This is a genomic window from Arthrobacter sp. UNCCL28, assembly GCF_900102805.1.
GTDB lineage: Bacteria > Actinomycetota > Actinomycetes > Actinomycetales > Micrococcaceae > Arthrobacter > Arthrobacter nicotinovorans_A.
The window spans coordinates 749,083-764,335 of sequence record NZ_FMWE01000002.1 but is presented as its reverse complement, the minus strand read 5'-3'; the positions used below and the strand labels follow the sequence as shown (position 1 = coordinate 764,335).

Sequence of the window (15,253 nt, the reverse complement as noted above, 5' to 3'; positions counted from 1 at the left end):
CTGTGGGCTGTCGGTTGGACTGCCGTTGTCAGCTGGCGGATCGGCTCTTTAGAAGAGATCGCTGGCAGAGGGCCACGAAACCGCCGAGGTTCTCCAGTCCTTCCGGATGCGTGGGCAGGTAGTTGGTCAGTTCGGGCGAACGTACGACGACGGCACGCCACTGCCCGCGGGAGACTGCCACGTTGATCCGGTTGCGTGAGAGCAGGAACTCCATGCCGCGGGGGACCTCTTCGGCTGCGGAGGCGGCCATGGAGACGATGACCACGGGCGCTTCCTGGCCCTGGAACTTGTCCACGGTACCCACCCGTACTTTCCCGAGTCCGGCGCTGCGAAGGGCATGCTTGATCAGCTGGACCTGGGCGTTATAGGCCGCGACCACCAGAATGTCCGTTTCCTCCAGGGGACGGCGTTCCGGAGAGTCTGAAGGGTCCAGCCATTTCAGGCCCAGATGGGCATGCACTTGCCGGACAACCTCAGCAGCTTCCTCAGGAGAGGCCGTCGAGTTGGCACTGTGCTGGACGTAGACGCAGGAAATCCCGGGGGCGGCCCCTTCCAGTTCCCGCAGGGCGGCGACGGGGGCAGCCTCCAGTCGGTTGTCGTAGGACAACTCAGAGACTGCGCTGCACAACTCAGGATGCAGGCGCCATGACAACGCCAGGAAGTAGCCCAAGTGGGACGGCAACGTGTTGTGGCCATCGGATAACCAACCCAGGGCCGATTCATCAACGGGCTCCGGGTGCTTGCCTTGGGTGACTTGCGGAAGCTGCTGGGGATCCCCGAGCAACAGCAGGCGCTGCGCGGCCCGGCTGACAGCCATGGTGTTGGCCAGGGAGAACTGTCCTGCTTCATCTATGACCAGGAGGTCGAGGCATCCGGGGGGCACTTCCTTGCCAACCATGGTCCACGCAGTGCCTCCGATCAGGGCACCGCCGGGCCTGGACAAGAGCTCCTCCACATCTCCCTTGGCACAATTGGTCCAGGGCACGGGCTCATTGTGCTTGACGTCCTTGGCCACCAACCGGGGATCGAGACCTGCTTTCTCAACGGCTGCGCAGAGCATGTTCTCCACCACGGCGTGGGACTGCGCCACCACTCCGACCTTCCACCCGGCGGCCACCAGCCGGGCCAGTACGTGGGCGCCCACGTGGGTTTTGCCGCTGCCTGGAGGACCCTGAACGGCAAGGTAAGAGTGATCCAGGTCTTTGACCGCTGCTGTGATGGCCTCAACGTAGCCATCGGGCCCGGAGGGAACCAACGGCAGTGCGGTGAGGGTGCCCAGCCTGGGCGGTTTCCGACGGACAAGGTCCAAGGCAGGATCCTTGGGCCAGGAAGGCAGCGAGGCGCGGAGCTTAGTGGCCAAGGCAGCCAATGCGGTCCTTTGTCCAGTGGTCTGAATCGGGCTGTCGGGCGTCAGGGCCATGGGAGTTTGGCCAAATTCCGTGGAGTCGTTTCGCAGCTTCTCGACTATGGTGACTGACTCGAAATCGTCGTCTTCCCCTACCTCGATGACCTCGGTTCCTCCCCACCCTGCACGGCCGAGCACCGAGGATTCCTTCGAAGCCAGAGCATCCGGCAGGGGAGACTGGTACATCCTGAAGTACTTCTTGCCGGCGTCCAATCCAGCGCCGTCTCCGGACCGGCCGAGCAGTTTCACTCGCCGGGCGGGGTTGCTGCGGGGAGTGGGTTTGGCCCAGTCCTGGAGCACCTCGGCGTGATCCACTATGAAGAGGTCGCGTTCATCGGGCCACTGTGAGGTTGGCTTTTCCAACCTGTCGAAGTGTCCCCACCAATGCTGTTTGTCTTCCCGGCGGTGGTACCCCACTCCGGCGGCGACGATGCCGATGGCCCGTGAATCCGATGATGACTGTTCTTCCACGGGCAGCCCGGCGACGTAGTCGAACAGGGCTTTCTCTTCGGGCGGAGCCTCGTATTTTTCGGGCTCGGCGTCCTGTTTTCCAGCCTCGGCCACAGCATGGCCGGGAACGATGGAGCGCTCTGCAGCACGGGCAAGCAGCCAGTTCCGAAGTTCCAGGGTGGAGAGACAGTCGTATTCGTTGTAATCCCGGATGCCTTCGAGGATGGCTGCTGCTTCCCCGGCGTTTCCGTTGTCCCGGGCCGTGCAGTAGTCCGCGTAGGCAACTACGGAAGCTCCGGCGTCGGTCACGTCGCCCGAGCGCAGGTGTTGCCCCATGTACAGGGGCTCGAGTTTCTTGATGCTGTACGAATTCGCGGAGACCCGGATACTGTGCCGGACGGTGTCGTAGAGGTCCACCAGGACCCCTTGGCGCAGGAGGTCGTCGACGGCGGTTTCACCCACCACATGCGTCAGGGAAAGGTTGCGCAGGGCGGTCTTTTCGTAGGCGGCATAGTGATAGATGTGCATACCGGGGTACTCGGCACGGCGCTGGGAGACGTAGTCGAGGAAGTCGACAAATGCCGCGCCCTCCTCAGCACGTGAGTGCGCCCAGAAGGGCCGGAACACGGGCCGGGCACCAGGTTCCACAGGATTCTCGATGACTCCGAAAAGGTACTCCAGCCCCCACTTCCCGGTAGCGGGATCCTGCCAGAGGGGATCGCCCTCGAAGTCGAAGAAGATGTCGCCGGGGTCCGGGGCCGGCAGCCGGTCAAGGGTGTTCTCCGGCAAGACGTTGTAACTGATGGCCTTGGCTTCCCCGTTCTTGTCCGAGTAGTGGACGGTGCCATCGGGGGTGCCCGTGCCAGTCTGCAACTGGGCTTGCCCACGGAGCCTGAGCAGGGTGGAGTCACCAACCGCTGGAAGGGCAGCCAGCTCATCAATGGTGGTGACGCCGGATTCGATGAGCTTTTTGCGGCGGCTGATCCGCATGCCGGCCACCATGAGGAGGTCCCGGTGAATTTCCACCTGTTCAGCGCAGTAATCACAGCGGCCACAGGCGGAATACCGGGGATCGCCCCACTCCACCGGCCCGCTTGCCCTCACGTGCGCTCCGGTCATGGTGAGGAAACGTTCGCGGCGTTCCTTGAAGACAGGAAGGATGCGGGACAACGGATGGTCGCTGTGGACTCCGTTGCCCAGCACCAGGGTGACAGTGGGGTCCGGAGTGATGCCCGCGTTCAGGAGTTGGTCCCCGTATGCTGCGAGCTGCAGGAGGGCTGTGACCTTCGCGTGGCGGGCGAGCTTGGTATCGAACACCGCATAGAGCCCACCGGGCTGCTTCACCAGGAAATCGGACCGCCCATGGAACTGGCCGTCGAAGAAGGCGGCTTGGAACACCACGTCCGCGCCGGACCGCAGGGCGTCGATGGATTCCGCGTGCTTGGCCGAAAGGGTGGCGCGGTCCATCGCAGAGGCGGGAACGACGTCGTAAACGCCCTTCCCGGTGGCCGCATCCCAATGCCCGAACTCTTCCACGAACCCGTCCAGGACCCGATGCTCATGGACATCGCCAAGGGCGGCAGTACGTTCCAGCATGGCATCAGCGGCGAAGTCCGGTTTGGGGGAACAGCCGAGCTTTTCGTCAAGTTTGCGCAGCAGCTGGTACTCGCAGGTTGCAGCGATAACGAGGTCGCTGGCCGAGAACACCAGGTCCTGCGGAGCGCCCGCTATCTCAGGATCGAGGAAGAACACCGCGACCCACCTACCTCTCCATGCCGTCAACAAACCCTTGCAGCCAAGCTATCAGCGGGCACCGACAATTTAGTGCGCAGTCACTTTAGACTGCACCCATGACTGAAACAGCCCAGGCCTTTGACCCTGCCTTCGAAGCCGCCTACCAAGCGGCGCAAAAGAGCCTCAGTGAGGGCGGCATCCCCATTGGAGCCGCTTTGGCCCGCAACGGCGAGGTGGTGGCCAGCGGCCACAACGAACGGGTCCAGCACGGCGACCCGATTGCGCACGGGGAGATGTCTGCGCTCAGGGCGGCAGGACGCCAGAAGACGTACCTCGACACCACTCTTTACACCACCTTGGCACCGTGCGCGATGTGCACCGGAACCATCATCCAGTTCAAAATCCCGAGGGTGGTGGTTGGCGAGGCCGAAACCTTCCCGGGCGAGTTCGACCTCTTGCGCTCACGTGGCGTGGAGGTGGTGGTCCTGAACGATCCCCGGTGCGTGGATATGATGCGCACTTTCCAGGAGGAACACCCCGAATTGTGGGCTGAAGACATCGCCGAACAGCAGCCGGAAAGCGGCCCCTTGGAACGCCACAAATTCGCCTAGCCACGCTCACCCTCCGAGCGTAGGCTGGCATCATCGGCGTCGGTGCCGAGAGGCCCCGCGCGTCGATAATCCCAATCGATGAAGGAGGACCCATGAGTGCCGTACGCGAATTCATGACAACCAACGCCCAGTGCATCGAAGAGGACAAGACTCTTCAGGAAGCCGCGCGGCTGATGAGGGATATGGACTGCGGTTCACTTCCCATCTGCGGCCACGACGGCAAGCTCACCGGCTTCATCACCGACCGCGACATTGTGGTCAAGTGTTTGGCAGAAGGTAAGGACGCACGCGAAGTGCGTGCCAGCGAACTGGCCACAGGCAAGCCCTACTGGGTGGACGCGGATGCCAACGTTGATGAGGCCGTCACCATGATGGAAGAGCACCAGGTGCGTCGCCTGCCAGTCATCAGTGATCACAAACTGGTTGGCATCATCAGCCAAGGCGATATTGCCCGCAACCACTACGCCGAACAGCGCCTCGGCGAAATGGTGGAGCACATTTCCGCCAAGGAGCACATGGCCCACTGACCAGTTGAACCGGTGCGGCTGGCCTAACCGACAAGTCCGGCCGCCGTCCCACACCAGCCGCCGCGAGGCATCCCCGGAAGGTACGCCTCGCGGCCCGACTCTGGGCACACGGATTTCGCTGTCATCGCAGCCTGTCCGCGGTCCCGCCTGATACAACTACAGCACTAAGACCACAGCCCGGATAGGGCCGCCGAGTACCTGCCTTCGGAAACTGTCGGCCAGGTGAGGCAAACTGTCATGGTGACTTCAAATCTCCAACACCAGTCAGCCGACTCAGCCATCCACGCCCAGATCGCCGAAGAACTCGGCGTCAAGGCGTGGCAAGTCAAAGCCGCAGTGGAACTGCTCGACGCCGGATCCACCGTCCCCTTCATCGCCCGCTACCGCAAGGAAGTCACTGGGACGCTCGATGACACCCAGCTCCGCGACCTCGAGGAACGGCTCAGATACCTGCGTGAGCTCGAGGAACGGCGAAAGTCCGTGCTCGAGGCGATTGCGGCGCAAGGCAAGCTGACACCGGAACTGGAAGCCGCCGTCGTCGGGGCCGACACCAAGGCGCGGCTGGAAGACATTTACCTCCCCTTCAAATCCAAGCGGCGAACCAAGGCCCAGATCGCCCGCGAAGCCGGGCTGGAGCCGCTGGCGGACGTCCTGCTCGCCAACCCGCAACTGGACCCCAATGCCGAGGCCGTGAAGTACCTGAACGCCGAGCACTCAATCGAGGACGCTGGCGCCGCGCTCGCCGGGGCCCGCGCCATCCTGGTGGAGCGGGTGGGGCAGGACGCCGACCTCGCCGAGGACCTGCGCGAACGCCTTTGGAAGCAAGGACGCATGGTGTCGCGAGTGAAGAAGGGCATGGAGGCTGAGGGCCAGAAGTTCAAGGACTACTTCGAGTTCACGCAAGTGCCCTCCGGAATGCCTTCGCACCGGGTGCTGGCGCTGTTGCGTGGTGAAAAGGACGGTGTCCTTGAACTGGACCTCGCTGAGGCGGACCCAGCCGACGACGACGCCCTGGCCGCCGCCCGCGGTAAGTACGAGAACGCGGTGGCCAAGTGCCTTGGGGTCGCCAACCAGGGACGGCCCGCCGATACCTGGCTGATGCAGACCGCCCAGCTCGCCTGGCGCGGACGGATCCTGGACAGGCTGACCACCGACCTCCGCGGACGTATGTTCGCTGACGCTGAAGATGAAGCTGTTCGTGTGTTCGCGGCCAACCTGCGCGATGTCCTCCTTGCCGCGCCTGCCGGGAACCGCGCCACCCTCGGGCTCGACCCCGGACTCCGGACCGGCGTGAAGGTGGCCGTGGTGGACGGCACGGGCAAGGTTGTCACCACGGACACCATCTACCCGCATGCACCTGCCAGGAAGTGGGATGAGGCGCTGGCCACCCTTGGCCGCCTCGCCAAGCAGTACAACGTGGAATTGGTGGCGATCGGCAACGGAACAGCCTCCCGCGAAACTGACAAGCTGGCTACCGAACTCATCAAGTCCCTCGAAGCTGCAGGGTCCAAGGGAATCCAGAAGCTGGTGGTGTCCGAAGCTGGAGCGTCTGTGTATTCGGCCTCCGCGCTCGCCGCGTCCGAACTGCCAGGCATGGACGTTTCCCTCCGGGGCGCCGTATCCATTGCCCGACGACTCCAGGATCCCCTGGCGGAGCTGGTCAAGATCGAGCCGAAGTCTATCGGCGTGGGCCAGTACCAGCACGATGTCACCGCAGCGAAGCTTGACCGCTCGCTGGATGCCGTGGTGGAAGACTGCGTCAACGCTGTGGGTGTGGATGTGAACACAGCCTCGCCGGCTCTGCTCAGCCGTGTGGCCGGTGTTGGACCGCTTCTGAGTGAGAACATCGTGGCTTACAGGAACGAGAATGGGCCGTTTGCCAAGCGCAGCGACCTCAAGAAAGTACCCCGGCTTGGAGCCAAAGCTTTCGAGCAGTGCGCGGGCTTCCTCCGGATTACCGGGGGTGCCGAGCCACTGGATGCCTCCAGCGTGCACCCGGAAGCATATTCTGTGGCCCGGAAAATCCTGGCCGCAGCCGGAGGCGGACCGGCCACGGCGCTTGATCCGCAGGCATTCGTGGACGGCACATTCGGCCTGCCCACCGTGAAGGACATCATGTCCGAGCTGGAGAAGCCGGGCCGGGATCCGCGTCCCGCGTTCAAGGCGGCCTCGTTCTCTGAGGGCATCGAGAAGATCTCCGACCTCAAGCCCGGCATGATCCTTGAAGGCACCGTTACCAACGTGGCAGCGTTTGGCGCTTTCGTGGACGTCGGGGTGCACCAGGACGGTCTTGTCCACGTGTCGGCGTTGTCCAACAAGTTCGTCTCGGATCCGCGGGAAATTGTGAAGTCCGGCCAGGTGGTCCGGGTCAAGGTCCTCGAAGCCGACCCCGAACGGAAGCGTATTTCCCTGACCTTGAGGCTCGACGACGAACCCGGCTCTGCGGGTGGCCGCGGCTCCGGCGGGCGCGCCTCGGGCGGGCAGAGTGTCGGCGAGCGTGCAGGTGGCCAGCGCGACGGGGGACAGCCGGGTCAGCGTGGCGGGGGTCAGCCTGGTCAGCGTTCCGGTCAGCCCGCCCAGCGTGGCGGTCAGCCCGGTCAGGGGGCGCCGCGGCAGGGACAGAGTGATCGCGGGCAGGGCGGCTCGCGGCAAGGAAGGCCCCAGCAGTCCCCGGAACCCGCGAACACTGCCATGGCAGAAGCCCTCCGCCGGGCCGGACTCGGGAAGTAGGCCAACCGCCGTCGAATCCTCGCCTTGGTTCGCCCGACACACAACAGCCTGACGCGCAACGCACCACGGTGGGTCGGGCGAACAAGGCCGGGTCTGCCCGGCGCGCGTGGGCTACAAACCCGCTGTCTTGGCGTCCCACCCCACCGCGTCCGCCGGTTGCAAAGCCATAGGCAGCCAGCGCCCGATCCGGGTGAATGCTTCGCGCCGGATGGGCTCGGGGGACAGGAAGATGTCGTGGAAGGCATTGGGCAGCCGGCTCACAGTCACCGTGTCCGCCAAGGACAACGACCGGTGGGCTACTGCGTCCACGTTCAAGGCAACGTCGGCAGTGAGCGCATCGGCGGACCACTTGGGCTGCAGGTAGCTCTTGTCCGAGAGCAATACCAGGACTGGTGCGTCGATGCCCAAACCGGCGGCAACGGTGGCTTGGCCGCGGAACACGGCGTCGAGGAAGGCCGGCGTAACCGGGAAGCCCCGGTCTGGCCGCCATTCGAGGTTGTAGTCCCACTCGCCATCCAAGGTGGCTGATACTGCCCGGGTGTAGATGCCCGGATCTACTGGTGGCAGTGGGGCCAAAGGGTGGAGTCGGGCGTGGAGCCCAACCAACGGGGCAATGGCACGCCGGCCGAGTTCAGTCGCCTGGAATTCCAACCAGGGACTGTTGAGGATCAGTGCTGAAACCATGCCGGGGTGGCGGGCAGCCCACAGGCTGAGCGTGAGTCCGCCGGTGGAGTGCCCCAACAGAATGAGCGGCCGATCCTCGCCGGTAGCCCCGGTAGCCCCGGTAGCCCCGGTAGCCCCGGTAGCCCCTGTGCGGCCCATGGCGGACAGGGCGGCTGAGATGTCGGCGTCATAGTCGGAGAGACTGGTGACAAAGCCCGGTACCAGGTCCGGGCTTAGGCTCCGGCCGTAGTTGTGCAGATCCAGGGCGTAGAAGCGGGCTCCCGCCCGGTGCCAGAACTCGGCGACGTGGCGTTGGAAAAAGTAGTCGGACCAGCCGTGCACATAAAGGACGTCGGCGTCGAGGCCAACACTTTCAGCGTCGGGGTAAGGCCGGTCAGTGCCAAGGTAGCGCACCAAGGTGGCGACAGCACCGTCGTCGAGGGTCAGCGTTTGCTGTTCAAAACCTTCGCCAAGAATGTCCGGTTTCCATGGCTGGGTCATGACGTCGATCGTAGCGGCTCGCCGGCGTCGGGGCCCTTTTCCTTCTGCCACGGCCATTTGCCCGTAATTTCCAGCTCGAGGGAGAAGCTGAGGAAGGTCCGGATGAGCACGATGATTGCCAGCACTCCGACGCTTTCAAAAGTGGGGGTGACGGCGACGGTACGGATGATGTCGGCCGCCACCAGAAGCTCCAGGCCCAGGAGGATGGACCGGCCAAGCAGTTGCCGGTACGAGCGGTAGGGCGTGAACGGAGTGAGGCCGCGTGCGCGTTTGGGCTGATACCCGCGCAGCGCGAGCGGGATGGAAACCAACGCTCCGATCACCATGACCGCCACCCCGGCCGCGTCCATGTACCGGCCAACTTGTTCAATGATGTGCTGGAAATCCATGGCCCTCCCCGATAGCTGCGTGCACCCACCGTCTCACAGAACACAGAACACAGAACACAGAACACAGAACACAGAACACATAACGACGGCGGCAGCCCGGGTTCCGTAAGAACAGAACCCGGGCTGCCGCCGTCGTGCGTTATTGGGTGGTGCCGCTACAGCGCCGGCGCGGGCACCGGAAAGAAGACCCGGGGATCCTGCAGGAGCGCGGGGTAGTCGAAGTCGGAGCGCTTGATCACGTTGGTGACTTCGAAGTTGCGGGCAAATCGGCCATCCACAGTGATGGGTCGGCCTTGGATCAAACCAACGGCGAATGTCTGGCCGTTGTCGAAGGGTACCGCCAGTTCCGTCTTGCCGGGCAAGGTGTTGAAGGCGCGCTCCTGGGCTTGGCGCTTCCGCGTGGGCTTCTTCTCCGGGGGTGCAACCGGCCGCTTCTTGGGACCGCCCACCTGGCGGCGGGACTTCTCCTCGGCGTACACAAACTGGTACTCGTCAGGGTCCGTGGCCGGTGTTGCCTTCGCCTTGCCGTGCGGGGGCATGCTCACAACGGTGAGTTGCTCCGGGCGGAGGTCTTCGACATTGGAGCGAAGGATCAGGAGGCGGTCCTCTTCCGGGTCCTCGGGGTGGAACTCGTGCTTGGGCTCAGGCCACACGTATTCCAGCTTTTCCTCCGTGCCCGGGAACAGCTGTGCGTAGTACTTGGGGTCCTTGCTGAGCAGCTTGGACCGGTGGCTGAGGTGCAGGTCCTCGTATCCGAGCCACGGCGGCATGACAATCCGGGAGGCATAGTCCGGGTGGGCTGCCTGCGGGGCGAACTCGGCGATGTTCGCGCGCGTGTTGTCCGGGTGCCCACGTTCCATCCATTCGTCGGCCATGGCCAGGCCGTACATGGTCAGCGCGGGGACATGACCCATCCACATCCGGACAGCCGGGTGCTGCTGCCAACCGTACTCCGGGATCACCAACGCGCGGAGGACCTGGAGCGCTTCGACGCGCTGCTTGCCGAGCCTGGAAGTGTCGAGGGCTTTGGCACTTTCACGGAAATCGGCGAAAGGGAGGAAAGTCTGCATCCTTTCAGTTTGAGGGTGCCGGGCGTGAGAACCAAGTTGAGTGCTCCGGGACACGTGCCATTGTTGGGCCTAGAGTTGCAGGGTGGAAACTTTTGACGAGAAAACTGTCACCACGGCGCCCCCGGTTGCCGAATTGCACCTGCACATCGAAGGGACTCTCCAGCCAGAGCTGATCTTTGCCCTGGCCGAACGTAACGGCATTGAGTTGCCGTACCAAGACATCGAGGAACTGCGCGAGAAGTACCAGTTCACGGACCTGCAGTCCTTCCTGGACCTGTACTACGCCAACATGGCTGTGCTGCAGACAGAGCAGGACTTCACCGACATGACGCGTGCCTACCTGGAGCGGGCTGCCGCCGGGGGAGTGCGCCACGCGGAAATTATGATGGATCCCCAAGCGCATGTCTCCCGCGGTGTCGCCCTGGAAACCTGCGTCAACGGAGTGGCCAACGCCTTGGCTACCTCGGAAGAGGACTTCGGGGTCTCTACGCTGCTCATTGCCGCATTCCTGCGGGACATGTCCGAGGATTCCGCCTTGGAGGTTTTGGATCAGCTCCTTGCCATGCACGCGCCCATCGTGGGCATCGGTCTGGACTCGGCAGAGGTGGGTAATCCGCCGTCGAAATTTGAACGCCTGTACCAGCGCGCCGGCGAGGCCGGGCTCCGCCGGATAGCCCACGCGGGAGAAGAAGGCCCGGCCAGCTACATCACCGAGGCGTTGGACGTGCTTCACGTGGAGCGGATTGACCACGGCATCCGCTGCATGGAAGACACCGAGGTGGTCCAGCGGTTGGTGGCCGAGCAGGTGCCGCTGACGGTCTGCCCCTTGTCCAACGTTAGGCTCCGTGCAGTGGACAAGTTGGCTGACCACCCGTTGCCCGAAATGCTGGCCATCGGCCTGAATGTTTGCGTGAACTCGGACGACCCCGCCTACTTTGGCGGCTACGTGGACGATAACTTTGAGCAGCTGGCCAAGGTCCTGGAATTCTCGGTGCCGGAGCAGGCCACGTTGGCTGCCAACTCCATCCGTTCCTCGTTCGCCAGTGACGCGCGGAAATCCGTCCTGCTGGACGAGGTCACTGAGTGGGTAAAAGCCTCGGTACCCCACCCTTAAGCCGCGCGCCGGCGTCCCAGCTGAGACCCGTCCATCACTTGCGGCGTCGGGGATGTCACACTCAGTCACGACACACGGTGTTTACGTTCTGCAGTCGCGGGAATTAACAATTCATTGGCAAACTGCAAAGAGAGTAATCACCTTTGAAGGAGAAGCATGGGCGCGAACACCGCCGAAAACACCAACCTTCGTCTGAAGGCCGTACTGGACATCCTCGCTGAAAGTGTGTGGTCCGAGACCACCCTCAACGCAGGCGAAGTCCTGGCCGAAGCGATTGTCCGCGTACCTTTCAATGATCACGAGGCTGAGCTGCTCAGTGGGGGGATCCCCCGCGGGCACAAGACCCTGACATCGGCGTCGGCCAAGCTGGTCAAGGCCGGCTGGCTGGTGAAGGGCCGTTCTGGCTGGACCATTCCGGAGGACGGCTTGCGCGCCACAGTGGCCTTCCCGGATGCGGCCGCCTTTGGAGCAGCGCTCGACGCCGGAACTCCGGTTCCGTCCGACGTCGCCGTTCCCACGGCCCCGCCAGTGAAGCCTGCGGCGAAAAAGGCAGCCACCAAACGGGCTGCAGCCAAAAAGGCAACCGGGCCCGCAGTTGCCGCGACCGACGTGGCTGAGCCCAAGGTTGCTGCCGCCAGGGTCTCGGCACCCAGGGCCAAAGCTGCCACGGGCAAAGCTGCACCCGCCGAGTCTGCATCCACCGAGGCTGCAGCTGCGGAGTCTGCACCCACGCAGAAGAAGGCGCCGGCGGCGAAGAAGGCTACACGCAAGGCGCCGGTGAAAGCAGCGGCGGCTCCCGCCGTCGAAACCCTGCCGCAGCCGGACGCCGTAGCGGTTGCCGGGGACTTCAACAAGATCCTCGGTGCTCCGGAGGATTGGGCGCCGCAGTATGACGAAGCCCAGATGGAGTTCAACCCGCTGGTCCAGGTATGGACCATCACGGCTGAACTGCCCGCCGGTTTCTACACCTACAAGATCGCGCTCAACCGCTCGTGGGACGAGAACTATGGTGCGTTCGGTGCCCGCGACGGCGCCAACCACGAGTTGAACCACGACGGCGGCCCGGTCACCATCACGTACAGCCACGCTACCCGGGACATCGTGGTCAGCTAAGTTCCTTTGCCGGCATCAAACCTGCCCTTGTTCGCTCCACTCCCAGTTCAACGGTGAGTGGGACGGACAGGGGCAGGTTTTCGTTAAGGTGGTTCCATGACTGACCAAGCCCAGCGCGTCACAGCCCGCATCACCGGCGTTGTCCAAGGCGTGGGTTTCCGCTATTGGACTGCCCGGAAAGCCGACGAGCTCATGCTGAAGGGAACGGTCCGTAACAACCACGATGGCTCTGTGCAATTGGTTGACGAGGGAACTGTCTCCGACGTTGAGCACCTCGTGGCATGGCTCCACTCCACCCGCGCGCCCGGCCGTGTGGAGAATGTTGACCTTGAGCTCTCCGAAGCAACAGGGGAGTTCAGCGACTTCCGGATTGTGGACTAACGAGTCAGCGGATGCTACGCCCCTGGCGACGTGGTGGTCAGGCCTGATTCTGTAGCGGCAAGGAGCAGTTCATGGTCATAAGCAACCAACTTGTCGGTCTGGAGCCGAATGGCTGTGGCCAAATGAATGGCATCGGCGCTGCGAAGTTGTCCCGGAAGGGCAGCTGCATACATGAGATCTGAGCGGGTTACGTCCACCAGATTGATGCCGGCCAAAACGGCATTGACAACGTCGAACGGCATATTCCTGCGACGGGCCGCGCAGTGCAGCTCTGTGTAAAGGAGCATGGAGGCCACCAGGTGACCTCCGGAGGCTGCTACCTCTACCAAGTAGGCGGCAGCGGCCGAGGACTCGCGTTCATTGACCACCAACTTCATGGCGGCTGAAGTGTCTACGTAGGCGATCACCGATCGCCACGCAGATCGGCCAGGATCTCGGCTGTGGTCATGTCGCTGCTGATGCGAGGCAGGAGAGTGAAGTCCACAGGCGACTCACTGGCGGGCCGGACGCTGCCCGCTTGGAGAAGTCGCTCAAATGGCGAAGCTGATGGAGGAATGAGGGTGGCCGTCACCTCGCCATTGTTGGTGACGTCAATGACTTCCCCATTCTTGACGCGTTCCAGAATCTTACTGCTCTGGTTGCGTAGTTCCCGGTGCGGAATAGTTGTCATGGCTTGCCTCCGTAGCAATCGTAGCACGCGGGTTTTGGAGACCCCTCGCGCGTATCAAGCGGGCTGGGCAGCGGTCTTCGTCGCCTCGATGTAGTGCTCCAACGGCTTCAAAACCGGCTGCGATGAGGCATCCCGGACGGCGTCCGCTCCAACGGCATTGGCGACAGCCAAAGCGTGTGCATACTCCAGTCCGGACTGAAGTGCCAGGACCAGTGCCGCGCAGAAGGCGTCCCCGGCTCCGATGGTGTTGGCGATATCGTTCACAAGCACGGCAGGAGCCTCGGCCACCCGTTCGCCGTCGACAAAGATGGCCGATCCATCCCCGCCGTAGGTCACTGCCACCATCGGGGCGTCACGAAGAGAGGGGATCAGCTCATACTCCGTCTCGTTCACGATCACCAGGTCACAGCGCTCCAGGAGTTCAGGAATGAGCGGTGCCGCAGGGGCGGCGTTCAGGGCGAAGAAGCCCTTGGCCTGCCGCGCGGCTTCCAAGACGACGTCCTGGTCCACTTCGAGCTGGCAGAGAACGGCCTCGTTTGCACCGAAGGTCACGCCCTCCAGGGCCACGTCCGCGTTGGCTCCCGGGCACACCACAATCTGGTTCTCGCCGTTGCTGTCCACCAGCACCAGGGCGGTGCCCGTGGCCGCATCCACGCGGGCGATGTCCTGGACGTCGACGCCGGCACCTGCCATGGCGCTGATGAGGCTGAGTCCGGCGTGGTCCTGGCCCACTGCCCCCACCATGCGGGAGGTGCCGGCGAGCCGGGCCGCCGCAACGGCTTGGTTGGCGCCCTTGCCGCCGGGCTGCTGGCGGAGGACTCCGCCGCCCACGGTTTCACCGGGGGAGGGGAGTCGTTCGGCTGTGGCAGTGATGTCGAGGTTGATGCTGCCCACTACGGTCAGGGAAGAGGGCGCAGCAGGCTGGAGGGGCGTGCTCATGGAAGGTCCTTTACGGAAGATCGGGGAGGTAAATCAGGAGGACTGGATGACGGAGAGGTGGCCCGCCTTGGCAGCTACGAGGCATTTGGCAAGGTAGAACGCATTGCCGTTGCGGCGAACGTATTGGGTGAGGACCAGCACGGGGTCGGAGGGGCGCAGTCCCAGCAGCTTTGCGCGGCTGGGGCCGGCGGTGCTGAGGCTGATCTGGCATTCGCCGGGGCCGAGGGACATGCCCGGGAGCCCGCCCAGGACCTCGAGGAGTGTCGAGGCGGACAACGTGGGTGCTTCTGCTGCGTCGGCGAGCGCTTCGGCTTCGGGTATTTCCTGGGCCACGTTTTCCTGCAGGTGGGCAACGGGTTCGCCGTTGCGGATCAGTACGCTCTCCCAGAACCACACATCCTGGTCGGGCTGGACTCCGATGCCGGGCGCCACGAATTCGGACGCCGGCTGTTTGATGGCCGCAACCCGTTTGACCTGGATGTCTTGCTCGGTTCCGCCAAGGAGTTGATCGAAGGGGCGGATGTGCTCGATTCCGATGCGGGGGAGTGAGTCGGCAACAAAGCGGCCAACACCCCGCCGTGCGCGGGTGAGGCCGTCTTCTTCGAGCAACATCAGGGCTTCCCGGATCACGGTGCGGCTGACGTCCATCATGGTGCCCAGTTCGGTCTCGGTGGGCAGCAGTGAGCCGGGCGGCAGGATTTTGGTCCTGATGGCTTCGGCTATGCGCGAGTAGGCTGCGACGCGCAAGGGCTGGCCCGGCTGGGCAGCGATGGGTCGTGACAGGAACTGGACGGCGTTGTCGGTCAAGGGTGCCTCACTTGGGATGGGTTACGGACACTGTACCGGATGACTGTGATAGGTTGCACAAGCTCGTAATACATGCTTGTATAACAACTCACATCTCGTGGCGCCGCCCCGCGCCCTCGGACAAAGGAGTTTGATGTGAACATCCCCAC

14 protein-coding genes are annotated in these 15,253 nt (G+C 63.7%); 6 read left to right on the top strand and 8 right to left on the bottom strand.

Annotation, left to right across the window (positions count from 1 at the left end):
• Positions 1 to 28: 28 nt before the first annotated feature.
• On the bottom strand, positions 29 to 3,607 hold the full coding sequence (locus BLQ01_RS08045; RefSeq protein ID WP_091551016.1) for a TM0106 family RecB-like putative nuclease: 3,579 nt from the start codon (positions 3,605 to 3,607) through the stop codon (positions 29 to 31).
• Positions 3,608 to 3,705: 98 nt separating this feature from the next.
• Here BLQ01_RS08045 and BLQ01_RS08040 point away from each other — a divergent pair, with 98 nt between their 5' ends.
• From BLQ01_RS08040 to BLQ01_RS08030, 3 genes are all read left to right on the top strand, one after another.
• Positions 3,706 to 4,200 carry a nucleoside deaminase gene (locus BLQ01_RS08040; RefSeq protein WP_091551014.1) on the top strand — a complete coding sequence of 165 codons (495 nt, stop codon included), beginning with the start codon at positions 3,706 to 3,708 and terminating at the stop codon, positions 4,198 to 4,200.
• Between the two features lie 92 nt (positions 4,201 to 4,292).
• The gene (locus tag BLQ01_RS08035) at positions 4,293 to 4,727 is read left to right on the top strand and encodes a CBS domain-containing protein (protein ID WP_026548053.1); all 435 of its coding nucleotides are present in this window, start codon (positions 4,293 to 4,295) and stop codon (positions 4,725 to 4,727) included.
• A gap of 237 nt (positions 4,728 to 4,964) precedes the next feature.
• Positions 4,965 to 7,457 (top strand): Tex family protein, encoded by a 2,493-nt coding sequence (locus BLQ01_RS08030; RefSeq protein ID WP_091551012.1) that lies wholly within the window; start codon positions 4,965 to 4,967, stop codon positions 7,455 to 7,457.
• A gap of 111 nt (positions 7,458 to 7,568) precedes the next feature.
• On the opposite strand, the gene BLQ01_RS08025 is transcribed toward BLQ01_RS08030, so the two are convergent.
• The 3 genes from BLQ01_RS08025 to BLQ01_RS08015 form a co-directional block, all read right to left on the bottom strand.
• Positions 7,569 to 8,621, bottom strand: coding sequence for an alpha/beta hydrolase (locus tag BLQ01_RS08025; protein ID WP_091551011.1), 1,053 nt, complete (start codon positions 8,619 to 8,621; stop codon positions 7,569 to 7,571).
• On the bottom strand, positions 8,618 to 9,010 hold the full coding sequence (locus BLQ01_RS08020; RefSeq protein WP_026543117.1) for a DUF1622 domain-containing protein: 393 nt from the start codon (positions 9,008 to 9,010) through the stop codon (positions 8,618 to 8,620). The genes BLQ01_RS08025 and BLQ01_RS08020 overlap by 4 nt, the downstream gene beginning before the upstream one ends.
• A gap of 155 nt (positions 9,011 to 9,165) precedes the next feature.
• Positions 9,166 to 10,080, bottom strand: coding sequence for an MSMEG_6728 family protein (locus BLQ01_RS08015; protein ID WP_026548050.1), 915 nt, complete (start codon positions 10,078 to 10,080; stop codon positions 9,166 to 9,168).
• 82 nt (positions 10,081 to 10,162) lie between these two features.
• Here BLQ01_RS08015 and BLQ01_RS08010 point away from each other — a divergent pair, with 82 nt between their 5' ends.
• From BLQ01_RS08010 to BLQ01_RS08000, 3 genes are all read left to right on the top strand, one after another.
• Entirely contained in the window at positions 10,163 to 11,194 is a 1,032-nt protein-coding gene (locus tag BLQ01_RS08010; protein WP_026543115.1) for an adenosine deaminase, read from the top strand.
• Between the two features lie 156 nt (positions 11,195 to 11,350).
• Complete coding sequence (locus BLQ01_RS08005; protein ID WP_091551009.1) at positions 11,351 to 12,307, top strand: pullulanase X25 domain-containing protein; 957 nt, start codon at positions 11,351 to 11,353, stop codon at positions 12,305 to 12,307.
• 96 nt (positions 12,308 to 12,403) lie between these two features.
• Positions 12,404 to 12,688: an acylphosphatase gene (locus BLQ01_RS08000; RefSeq protein ID WP_091551008.1), complete on the top strand. Its 285-nt coding sequence runs from the start codon at positions 12,404 to 12,406 to the stop codon at positions 12,686 to 12,688.
• Positions 12,689 to 12,702: 14 nt separating this feature from the next.
• On the opposite strand, the gene BLQ01_RS07995 is transcribed toward BLQ01_RS08000, so the two are convergent.
• Genes BLQ01_RS07995 through BLQ01_RS07980 form a run of 4 tightly spaced genes read right to left on the bottom strand, consistent with a single transcriptional unit; the run spans position 12,703 to position 15,104 of the window.
• Positions 12,703 to 13,095: a type II toxin-antitoxin system VapC family toxin gene (locus tag BLQ01_RS07995; protein WP_091551006.1), complete on the bottom strand. Its 393-nt coding sequence runs from the start codon at positions 13,093 to 13,095 to the stop codon at positions 12,703 to 12,705.
• Positions 13,092 to 13,358 carry a type II toxin-antitoxin system Phd/YefM family antitoxin gene (locus tag BLQ01_RS07990; RefSeq protein WP_026548047.1) on the bottom strand — a complete coding sequence of 89 codons (267 nt, stop codon included), beginning with the start codon at positions 13,356 to 13,358 and terminating at the stop codon, positions 13,092 to 13,094. The genes BLQ01_RS07995 and BLQ01_RS07990 overlap by 4 nt, the downstream gene beginning before the upstream one ends.
• 54 nt (positions 13,359 to 13,412) lie before the next feature.
• Complete coding sequence (locus tag BLQ01_RS07985; protein WP_091551005.1) at positions 13,413 to 14,297, bottom strand: PfkB family carbohydrate kinase; 885 nt, start codon at positions 14,295 to 14,297, stop codon at positions 13,413 to 13,415.
• Between the two features lie 33 nt (positions 14,298 to 14,330).
• On the bottom strand, positions 14,331 to 15,104 hold the full coding sequence (locus BLQ01_RS07980) for a GntR family transcriptional regulator (protein WP_026548045.1): 774 nt from the start codon (positions 15,102 to 15,104) through the stop codon (positions 14,331 to 14,333).
• Between the last annotated feature and the right edge of the window lie 149 nt (positions 15,105 to 15,253).

Excerpts from the sequence above, each read along its gene's own strand:
- BLQ01_RS08020 (WP_026543117.1), bottom strand. The coding sequence starts at position 9,010 with ATGGATTTCCAGCACATCATTGAACAAGTTGGCCGGTACATGGACGCG.
- BLQ01_RS07990 (WP_026548047.1), bottom strand. The coding sequence starts at position 13,358 with ATGACAACTATTCCGCACCGGGAACTACGCAACCAGAGCAGTAAGATT.
- BLQ01_RS08035 (WP_026548053.1), top strand. The coding sequence starts at position 4,293 with ATGAGTGCCGTACGCGAATTCATGACAACCAACGCCCAGTGCATCGAA.
- BLQ01_RS08025 (WP_091551011.1), bottom strand. The coding sequence starts at position 8,621 with ATGACCCAGCCATGGAAACCGGACATTCTTGGCGAAGGTTTTGAACAG.
- BLQ01_RS08005 (WP_091551009.1), top strand. The coding sequence starts at position 11,351 with ATGGGCGCGAACACCGCCGAAAACACCAACCTTCGTCTGAAGGCCGTA.
- BLQ01_RS08015 (WP_026548050.1), bottom strand. The coding sequence starts at position 10,080 with ATGCAGACTTTCCTCCCTTTCGCCGATTTCCGTGAAAGTGCCAAAGCC.
- BLQ01_RS08040 (WP_091551014.1), top strand. The coding sequence starts at position 3,706 with ATGACTGAAACAGCCCAGGCCTTTGACCCTGCCTTCGAAGCCGCCTAC.
- BLQ01_RS08030 (WP_091551012.1), top strand. The coding sequence starts at position 4,965 with ATGGTGACTTCAAATCTCCAACACCAGTCAGCCGACTCAGCCATCCAC.
- BLQ01_RS07985 (WP_091551005.1), bottom strand. The coding sequence starts at position 14,297 with ATGAGCACGCCCCTCCAGCCTGCTGCGCCCTCTTCCCTGACCGTAGTG.
- BLQ01_RS08000 (WP_091551008.1), top strand. The coding sequence starts at position 12,404 with ATGACTGACCAAGCCCAGCGCGTCACAGCCCGCATCACCGGCGTTGTC.